Consider the following 9,938-nt stretch of genomic DNA (forward strand, 5'->3'; position numbering starts at 1 on the left):
ACAAAATCCCAGGGATTCCATCCCTGGACCCGGCCAGGGAGGTGCCCTCCCTGGACCCGCAATAGTTTTGGGTGGTGGATAGTTACTAAATGCGCAAAGATCTCTCCAGCAATGTTGCTGTGCACTGTTTGGCGGGCGCTGTGCCCCTCTCACAAATCCTTGCCCGCCCAGACCACACGGCCAAGAATATCCACACCCGCACTCTCTGCCCTATCCATGGCAAAGGCCGGGCTGTGAGGATTGTCCGACTGGATAACCAGCTTGTTTCCGGGCTGAAAACGCAGACGTTTGGCGTAGAGCTGTTGGTCCATGCGAATCACAAAGATCCGGTTATCCAGCGGCTCCTTCTGCCGCAGGTCAACCAGCAGCAGATCCCCATCGCCGATGGTCGGGGCCATGGAATCACCAACTGCGTCAATCAGTGCCAAAAATTTTGGATTCAGGCGCTTTTTCTGCAACCAAACACTCTTGAACGCCAAGTGGCCGATAATATCATCGTTGGCATAGCAATCCGCACCCGCTCCCAGACTGGCCTCGGCACGAATATGCGGAATCAGCACAAAGTCAGAGATCCGCTCATCACTGGCGGCTGCACTGGCGCCAAGCGGCTGCCACAACGGCCCCTCCTGCTCTGCGAAAAATGGCAAACCTCCAAACAGTGCGCTCTCCTCTGCAAATTCGACTTTCATCCTGCCCTCCTCCCTTGCCACAGAAAAACTCAGCCGCGATTTATGGCTATTATTGCAACCCAGCTATCTTCCCCATGCGCGCTGATGATGTCAAGCAAGCCAACCATCGACCACAAAAAAAATGGGATCCGCCACCACAGAACCCCGCACAAGCGCCATCCCTACTGGCAAGATCAATGCACAGTCACGGATAAACAATAAAACAATGGTCGGTCAAACGCGCCTCGAATATTGCGCAAAGGGGAAATCGATGATCAAGATTGCACTTGCTGTAGCGGGGTGCTGGTGCATGCCACACAAGGAGAAAATCCCATGAATAACAGGGCAGTTTTCCTTGTTGTGGCCAGCTTTTGCGGTTACCGACAGGCGCGTGGCGGTGTCGGAATGGGGGGCTCTGGCTGCAGCCCTTCGGGGAAGAGTGTTGGGTCAGGTGATGATTGGAAATCGGCAAGCCGCTGCAGGGCAGCCGCATTGCTCAAACAAGCCCGGAGCGCCAAGCTTGTGAATAAATCTACTGTGCAGCCCATGGGCGGTGTTGCTGGCTCATTCGCTCCTCGCAATCGGCTTGATATGTCTCGTCGCTCATTCGCCTGGGCCTTGCCCATGCGCTTGCTCGCGACGATTTATTCACAAGCTCTCCCTTCTTGCAACCGAAGATCGTTATTGTTCTTGCCTCTTTGCTTGTCCCGATTAAAATCTGCACCTTTGCTCAGCTTCGCCCTTTTTCGGCTGACTTTCGGCAGTGGCGTCATCAAAATCGCTATATTGTGCAGTTTATCCAAACAGGGCAGCGGGCTGCTCCCCTCTGAGAGAGAACAACGCGGTTGGATGATCGGCATCTCGTTGCCAGTAGTATATCTTTCCATCAACTGCATTGCGGAACCAAGATCCTGAATGCCATCGAGAATGCACTCACCGATCACCGCATGATGGTTGTGACAGAGGCTGTAGCCGTTATCACCGATTTCAATATGTACCTCTTGACACAGTGGATAATGATCCAAAATATTTGTTACCTTGACGGTCGCCGTATCACCCTTCCCGATAGCTGGTTCAACCGAAATTGCACTGTCACTCATGTTGTAAACCCCTTTTTCTATAATGTTGTGGTATGGTGCCTGGCAGAGTGTCCGCTGCTGCAAAGGCTGCCAGCGCTGTTCAGATCATGCTACGAATGGCATGCAGCAGATCCAGAAAGAGATAGAGCGACGCCAGACAGGCGATCAGCAAACTGCCAATGATTCCCCCTTTCATGCAATACACAAAGGATGCGCGTAACCGATCACCTGGTTGGAATGGTTGCCCCCCTATCCACATTGCAGCAACAATCGCGATTGCGTGGCCAGACGGCGGATCGTTTGCCATTCCCGCTTTTCATCCCGAAAGCGCGCCAACTTGCTTCCTTCGGTGTTCCGATACGATCCGGTGCATAATAGTCCTTCCAAACCCCGTGCTCTCTTTTTGGACTGAATGATCTCATCGTGCAAAGAGCAAATATGGGTCATGGCTTCCTGTTCGGTCACCGAGCGAAACAGCATCGGGTTTTGATAGTTGTTTATAGCTAATGTAATCATCGACAGCGATTCCTTTGATGGGTTATTGCCATACCTGGTGGGCGATGCTCTTGCCGCACGGTGTGCTACGGTTTATCTGGCTTATTAACCAAATATAGAGCACAAATCATGCCACCCTTTTATTTACACCAAGCACAGACATCAAGAAAAACGACTGCGCAACTATTCCTGACAAGAGGAGAGGGAGTCATGCTGCACGGGGGAAAATTTCACCATTTCAGGCAATGATCATCGATAGATACGCAGCATGACAAAAAACAGGCTACTGTAAAATAATCTTTACAGGCTTTTGCCCAAAGCCTGCTGCATGCGCAACAGGGTCTGCTGTGCCTGCTCCCAAGCAAAATAAAAAAGCTGCTCCATCAGCAATTCAGCCTCCGTCACCATCTGGGAACCGGCCAGATGCTGTTGCAAGCGCTCCACCGAACTGATCCCCTCCATCACATTTTGGGCGGCGATTTGGAGTACCAATGTTTCCAGCAGTTGTGCAGCCGCAATCCGCTCTTCCTGCGCAGGCAAGAGGGGCAAAAGCGTACAATCGGCATCTGCTTCCGCCTCATCCAACAGCCGGAGCTGGGTCAAAGCCTCTTCCAGGGAGGATTGGAAGGAAGTGAACTTTGCCATCAAGCTCTCATCCAGGGGTGTACCGTGGTGCGACAGCCCCTTTTCCAGACTCCTGGCAGCCCGCATCAGGGAGTGGCCACCCAGATGTCCCACCACACCAACCACCTTGTGCAGCAGCTCTTTGGCCTGGGGATGGTCGCCTGCCAGCAGGGCATTATACACCCTGGCCGCGGTTTGCAGATTGCTCTGGCGAAATTTGCGCAAGAGAATCCGATAGAGCAATGGATTGCCGATCACCGTGGACAACCCCATGGCCACATCAAATGCAGGCAGGTTGGCGCTCAACAAAGCGGTACTGCGCTGCATATCCTTCCGTGCGACGCCTTCTGGCGCCTGCTTTACCTCGCCATTGGTCAACCATTGGCAAAGCATCTTGTGCAAAACCTGGGCATTGAGAGGCTTGAGCATATGGTCATTCATGCCGCTATCCAGGCAGCTTTGCCGGTCTCCGGCTGAGTTGCTGGCCGTCATGGAGATGATGGGCAAGGCTGCCATCCCCGGCAGCTTGCGAATCTGCCGGGTCGCCTCCAAACCACCCATTCGCGCCATTTGCAGATCCATGAACAGCAGGTCAAATGGCTGTTGCTCCAGCAGCGCCACCGCCTCACAGCCATCCTCGGCCAGGGTCACCTGACACCCCTCCTTTTGCAGGAGATCCTGGGCGAGAAGACGGTTGATCTCCATATCATCCACCACCAGAATACGCGCCCCCACAAATGCGGGGCTCTGTTCCGACAGCTCGAAAACGGCAGCCCGGGGCCTGTTGCCAATCACCTGCAGCAGGGCATCCTTCAGCATGGTGGCGGTGAATGGATAGACCAATAGCCTATCCAGATTGCGTGCATGTACCAGCTCATCGGCATCTTTGCTGCCGCCGGCACTGAGCAATATATATTTGAGGAAAGAGCCAGCAGGAAAACGGTTGCACAAAACCTGCAGCGGCGCATACTGCTCCTTGTCCCAGAAAAGCAAAGCCAGGGGGCAACACTCTGCCTGCCACTGCTCCAGTTGCCGATAGAGATCAGCCATCTCCTCCAGCACTTGCACCACCATGCCGCAAGAGGTAAGCATCTCCACCAGAATTTGTCGGTATGGGGGATTGTCATCGACCAGCAAAACGGGCAGTCCGACCAGGGAAAATGGCTCTTCCGCGGGCTGTGGATCGGCAAGCAGATCAAGCGTTATGCTGAAAGAGAAGGTGCTGCCCAATCCCGGTTCACTGCGGCCTTGCAGTGTGCCATTCATCAAATCAACCAGCTTTTGACTGATGCTCAGCCCCAGACCCGTACCACCAAAGCGACGGGCAATGGAGTTGTCTCCCTGGGCAAAGGGCTGAAAGATGCGTTGCATCTGCGCCTCCGTGATGCCGCATCCGCTATCGGTGATGGTAAAACAGAGCAGCACTTTGTCGCTGCCGCGTTCCGCCACCTCTACCGACAACAGGACAAAACCGTGCTGGGTAAATTTGATGGCATTGCTGATCAGGTTGAGCAGAATCTGGCCCAAACGCAAGGAGTCGCCACGCAGATAGCGAGGCATCGGCTCGGCAACCTGAAAGAGTACGCGCAGCCTCTTCTTGTTGGTCACCCCCAAAATGGTGGCCAGATTGGCGAGCAGATCCTCCAGATAAAAGGGCAGATGTTCCAACTCAAATCTGCCTGATCTGATTTTGAAAAAATCGAGGACATCCTGGATGATACCCGACATCATTTTGGCTGAATTTTGTATCTTTTCAATATAATCCTGCTTTATGGAGGCAGAGTGGGCCTGCAGGGCCAATTCGCTCAGAGTGACAATGGCATTGAGAGGGGTACGCAGCTCATGGCTCATATTGGCCAGAAAAATCTCTTTGGCATGATTGGCCTCTTCGGCTTCGCTTTTGGCGATGCGCAGAGACTCCTCTGCTGATTTGCGTTCGCTGATATCGGTCAGCACCCCCAGAACCCGGTAGATTTTTCCCCGATGGTCACGAAAAATATAGCCCTTTTCCAGAACAAACCGCACTTTGCCATCTTGCCGGATAATGCGAAACTCCCGCCCAAAGGTGGTAGCATGCGCCAACAAATCATGAAATTCGCGCACGATGTGCTGCCGTTCCTCAGGATGGATAAAATTTTGAAAAAGCAAACGGTTGCCAGTTGTCTGACACGCATCCAGAGCAAACAGAGTAAAAAGTTCCCGCGACCAGCTCTCCTGATCGCGATGGGGATCCCAGTCCCAGCAGCCCATGAGAGCGATACGCTGCGAGAGATTGAGACGATCCATAACCTTCTGCATCTCATTTTTTATGCTATAAACCCACCACAACAAGGTCAGCAGCAAAGTGGCGATACCAGAAAACAGAAAACTCCATGTCTGGAAACTGAGCCAGGCATAGGCCTCCTCTTGATCCATTTTTGCGATCATAATCCATGGCAAGCGGGCCAAAGGAATAGCGGCAGCCAAAACCGGCACACCCCGATAATCCATCCCCTCCATGATCCCTTTTTCCCCCATCATCCCCCGTACTGCTGGAATCCTGCTCTCCCCGGAGGGAATAGGCAAATGCAGTGACAAGGGCTCTCCGGGCCAGTGCCGCGGTTTGTTCAGAAACAGCACATCGTTGCCCTCGCGGGCAACCAGCAGGCTCTCGGCGCTGGAGCTGGGAAAAGGCCAATAGTTGACCAGTGGAAATAAAAATTTTTGCACATCAATGCTCAAGATCACCACACAGCCGATGATTGCTCGCTCCTTGTCGGCAACCGAGAGTGGCACCAGCATCTCCATGAAAAAATTTCCCGATCGGTTTTTGACGGCATGAATGGCAGAAAAGAGGATCTCCCCACTGACAAAGGCATGCTGCACAAGATTTTTCTCCTCTTTGTCAAGCGCATGCACACTCTCTTCCGATGTGGAAAACAGAGTTTCACCCTCCGCACTCACGACCGCAATCTCAGCATAGTTCATGAGTTTTTTTCTGGAAGAGAGTTGTGTACTGATCTCCCAGGGGAGCTTTTCTGGAAAATCTGCGGAGACCATCCATTGTTGCAGAGTGTGTGACAGCAAGGAGCTCTGTTTGAACAACACGCCGTCTCTATAATATTGTTCCACCCAGGCATTGATCTGATCAACCTTGAGGTTGCCGATACCAAGCAACTGAATTTGCAACTCATTTTTTAATTTTTCTTTTTGGGTCAAATAAAACGAGGCAATAATCACAACCAAGGTCAGGAACACCATTATCCCCACCAGCAGAGGAGTGCGTGCGGAGGGTATGTTGGTGAAGATTTTCATGTTAGATTACCCCGGTGATTATTGTAGAAACAGCAAAACTCTTTCAACAGGTGCGAAGAGAATGAGCCCCACTCAGGATGGCATGGCGGTATTGCTGGTTGATGATGAAGAGATGACGCTCCATACAGCCCGCTTATGGCTGCACAAGGCTGGCTTTTCCTCGGTAAGCATCCTCAACGACAATCGACAGTTGCTCTCGCGTCTGACAGAAATTCCGGTGGATGTGTTGGTACTGGATCTCCTTATGCCACACAACTCTGGCCTGGAGCTGCTGCCGGAGATTAACCGAATCCATCCAGAGATTCCTGTCATCGTCATGACCAGCTCTCAGGATGTGGAAGGGGTAGTGGAGTGCATGAAACAGGGTGCCATTGATTATCTGCTGAAACCGACAGATCCGGACCGTTTTGTCACCAGCGTGCGCAACGCCATGCAGTTAAAAAATTTGCGTTGCGAACTGCTGGCCATTCGCGACCGTCTGCAAAGTGGCAAGCTGGAAAATCAATCTGCCTTCGCGCCGATACTGACGCACAATCACTCCATGCAACAACTGTTCCGCTACATCGAAGCGGTTGCCTGCTCACCGGAACCGCTCTTGATCACCGGCGAGACGGGCGTGGGCAAAGAGCTGTTTGCCAGAGCCATCCATGATGCCAGCCGACGCAACGGAGCCTTTGTGGCGGAAAATCTGGCAGGTCTGGATGATCAGGTCTTTACCGATACCCTGTTTGGCCACCGTCGTGGTGCCTTTACTGGCGCAGACAAGGAGCGCAAAGGTCTGGTAGCCCAGGCCGCCGGGGGCACCCTGTTTCTGGACGAGATCGGTGACATCGGCCCATTGGCCCAGATCAAGCTGCTGCGTCTGCTGCAGGAGAGGTGCTATCTCCCCCTGGGTTCTGACCAGGTTTTGCGTACCGATGCGCGCATTGTTGCCGCCACCAATCTCCATTTGCCCGATTTGGTGGCTGAAGGTCGCTTTCGCAAGGATCTTTTTTATCGATTTTCTTTCCACCATGTCCATGTGCCGCCACTGCGTGAGCGGCGGGACGATCTTCCTCTGCTGGTGGCCCATTTTCTGGATGAAGCCTCCCTGGCCATGGGCAAACCAGTCCCTACGCCGCCCCATGCCCTGTTCGATCATCTGGCTGTCTATCCCTTTTCCGGCAACGTGCGCGAACTCAAGGCCATGATCTATGATGCCGTCGCCAGACACCGTGGCCATGTGATGTCCCTGGAGAGCTTTCGTCAACTGCAACCGGCCCAACGCAGCACAATTGCCCTTGCAGCAGAGGATGATCTGCCCCTGCGCATTTCACCCAACCGTTTTCCCACCATGCGCGAGGCCGAAGAGATTCTTATCCAGGAAGCACTCCAGCGCTCCGGAGGACGCAAAAGCGTTGCCGCTGCCTTGCTGGGGCTGACCCGTCAGGCGCTCTATAGCCGTCTGGCCAACAAAAAGGGCTCTGACAATGCAGAAAGTTGCTGATTCACAAGAGCAACGCAGCCTCCCTTTTGCCGGTAAGGATTCAAGTAGCAACGGCATGGCACGCATCCACTCTGTCACGGAACATAGCCGGGAATCATTGCCGGATTCACGCTATCGATCTGTTCTGGATCCAGATATTTCATGGCATAGTCCAGATAAATGCGCTCATCAATAAACACCTTGAACAGATCGGGATCGATATGTCCCTCCTCCTTCATAAGACCCAATATCTTTAACGATTCAGACAGCGTCTTGCCTTTTTTGTAGGGACGATCCCTGGCCGTAAGCGCCTCAAAAACATCAGCAATGGCCATGATGCGGGCTTGAATGGACATTTGCTCACCAAGCAGACCTTTAGGGTAGCCCTTGCCGTTCATCTGCTCATGATGGCCGCCGGCAATCTCTGGAACCTCCTGAAGATGTTTGGGAAACGGGATGGCTCCCAACATTCGGATGGTGGCAACCACATGATTGTTGATGATGGTACGCTCTTCCTTGGTAATGGTTCCTTTCGGAATGGTCAGGTTGTACACCTCATTGTCCGACAAAAGAGGGCGCTCCACTCCATTCGGATCGATCCAGAGAGAACGGGCAATGCCACGTACCCGCTCCTGATCCTGGGGAGACATAAACTCTCCGCCGATATTTGCTTTGCGCAGAAACTCCCGATCCTGATCCAAACGGGCACACTGCTGATGAAACGCCTCTTCAAGCGCCGCATGGCCGCCGGTCACACCCGCTTCCAACAAGGCAATTTTCTTTTCCAAAAAAGCGACCTTCAGATCCCTTTTCACCACTTCCAAACGGGTGTCTAGCAGGTGGATACGGTCAAAAATTGTTTCCAGCTTGGTTCCCTTGTCTACCACTTCCGTCGGTGTCACCACCTTGCCGCAATCGTGCAACCAGGCAGCGACCTTTAATTCATACATCTTTTCCTCAGACAGATAAAAATCCTGCAAAGGCCCCTCTTTGGTTGCGCTGGCTGACTTGCCGAGCATTTCCGCCAGCAGCGGTACCCGATGGCAATGTCCACCGGTATAAGGGGATTTTTCATCAATCGCCCCGGCTATGACCTGAATGAACGATTCAAACAGTGCTTTCAGATCGGCAATCAATTTTTGATTGGTCAGGGCAATAGCAGCCTGCGAGGCCAGAGACTCTGCCAGTTTTTGATCGTTGGTGGAAAAAGCAACAATTTCCTGGCTATTGAGATCCTTGGCATTGATAAGCTGCATGACGCCAATGATCTCATTGAGGTGATTTTTCAGAGGTACAGTCAAGAAGGATTTGGAGTGGTAGTGGTTTTTCAGGTCAAAGGCCCGGGTTCCGGAAAAATCAAACTCCTTGGTCTCATAGGCGTCTGGAATATTGATTGTGGTCTCTTTCAGGGCTGAACAGACCGCAATCATCCGCAAATTGGGCACGCCGTTTTCGTAGAGAGGCAACTCGGGAAAATGGATGGCGATGCCGGTACTGCCGCCCATGGCAATGCCCAAAGAGTCGGTGCGCAAAATCTCAAATTTGAGTGTCTGCCTGTCCGTGACACGGTACATGGTCCCGGCATCGGCATGAGTCAGCTCCTTGGCCCCCAAAAGAATAAGTTCCATCAAGCGCTCGGCATTGCGCTCCGAGGAGAGAGCTATACCAATGTCATTCAGCCGCTCAATTTTGCAATTCCTGCACTGCCCCATCAGATCAAAAGGGTGCGCATTGTTATCAATATCCCTTACTGATTGTGCATCTCCTTCGTTCATGGCTTTGCTACCTTTTTTATTCTGTGTATGCCTGTTGGGCCCCGATGCAGACTCCCCCATCCCTCCTGCATGGTACCTTTAACAAAATGAGCAATCCTGGTGCCATATCCAAGATAAAGCGGCATCGGAGATGTCACAACAGCTCTGGCCAGGCAAACAGAAAGAGAAAACAGCATTGCCAACCTCTTTGGCCTGCAGGCGATGAGCAACCATAACCGATGCGAACCCGCTGCCAATAAATCTATCTCACAATCCCGTAAAGAATATTTTACTGTTTGGCAGTTATTGTCACTCTTTCTGTATACTGCTGATTTCTATCGAAAACATTGATATTTATTCGTTCGAGACTCCCGCTATTCTGCATCTCTTGTCAATGATTCTTTCCCTGGTTGCCAGGGAATCGCATTTGAAAACCAGAAAATTATTAGGGAGGTCCAGGAGGATATTATCTCCTCCTGGTGGGTGCAGGGCAAAGCCCTGCTGATAGTGTGCGGCGTTTCTACAGAAGCGAATGCGAAGCATTCGCGCACGCCGCACC

7 protein-coding genes are annotated in these 9,938 nt (G+C 52.4%); 1 reads left to right on the forward strand and 6 read right to left on the reverse strand.

Annotation, left to right across the window (positions count from 1 at the left end; genetic code table 11):
- Positions 1-149 precede the first annotated feature (149 nt).
- The 4 genes from EJP87_RS10330 to EJP87_RS10345 form a co-directional block, all read right to left on the reverse strand.
- Positions 150-689: a S24 family peptidase gene (locus EJP87_RS10330; protein ID WP_130471793.1), complete on the reverse strand. Its 540-nt coding sequence runs from the start codon at positions 687-689 to the stop codon at positions 150-152.
- A gap of 623 nt (positions 690-1,312) precedes the next feature.
- The gene (locus EJP87_RS10335; RefSeq protein ID WP_130471794.1) at positions 1,313-1,768 is read right to left on the reverse strand and encodes a hypothetical protein; all 456 of its coding nucleotides are present in this window, start codon (positions 1,766-1,768) and stop codon (positions 1,313-1,315) included.
- A 228-nt stretch (positions 1,769-1,996) separates the two neighbouring features.
- Positions 1,997-2,263, reverse strand: coding sequence for a hypothetical protein (locus EJP87_RS10340; protein ID WP_130471795.1), 267 nt, complete (start codon positions 2,261-2,263; stop codon positions 1,997-1,999).
- A gap of 279 nt (positions 2,264-2,542) precedes the next feature.
- On the reverse strand, positions 2,543-6,160 hold the full coding sequence (locus tag EJP87_RS10345; RefSeq protein ID WP_130471796.1) for a PAS domain-containing hybrid sensor histidine kinase/response regulator: 3,618 nt from the start codon (positions 6,158-6,160) through the stop codon (positions 2,543-2,545).
- Positions 6,161-6,221: 61 nt separating this feature from the next.
- On the opposite strand from EJP87_RS10345, the gene EJP87_RS10350 reads away from it, so the two are divergent.
- A complete protein-coding gene (locus tag EJP87_RS10350) occupies positions 6,222-7,646 on the forward strand; it encodes a sigma-54-dependent transcriptional regulator (RefSeq protein WP_193771286.1) in 1,425 nt (474 codons plus the stop codon).
- A gap of 74 nt (positions 7,647-7,720) precedes the next feature.
- Here the strand turns inward: EJP87_RS10350 and EJP87_RS10355 are convergent, their stop codons facing one another.
- Both EJP87_RS10355 and EJP87_RS18500 read right to left on the reverse strand, forming a co-directional pair.
- Positions 7,721-9,400 carry an HD family phosphohydrolase gene (locus EJP87_RS10355; protein ID WP_227657570.1) on the reverse strand — a complete coding sequence of 560 codons (1,680 nt, stop codon included), beginning with the start codon at positions 9,398-9,400 and terminating at the stop codon, positions 7,721-7,723.
- A 353-nt stretch (positions 9,401-9,753) separates the two neighbouring features.
- Positions 9,754-9,938 (reverse strand): hypothetical protein (locus EJP87_RS18500; RefSeq protein ID WP_227657571.1); only part of this gene is annotated, 185 nt, incomplete at its 5' end.

The sequence above is a fragment of the Candidatus Magnetaquicoccus inordinatus genome, assembly GCF_004217665.1.
Taxonomy (GTDB): Bacteria; Pseudomonadota; Magnetococcia; order Magnetococcales; family Magnetaquicoccaceae; genus Magnetaquicoccus; species Magnetaquicoccus inordinatus.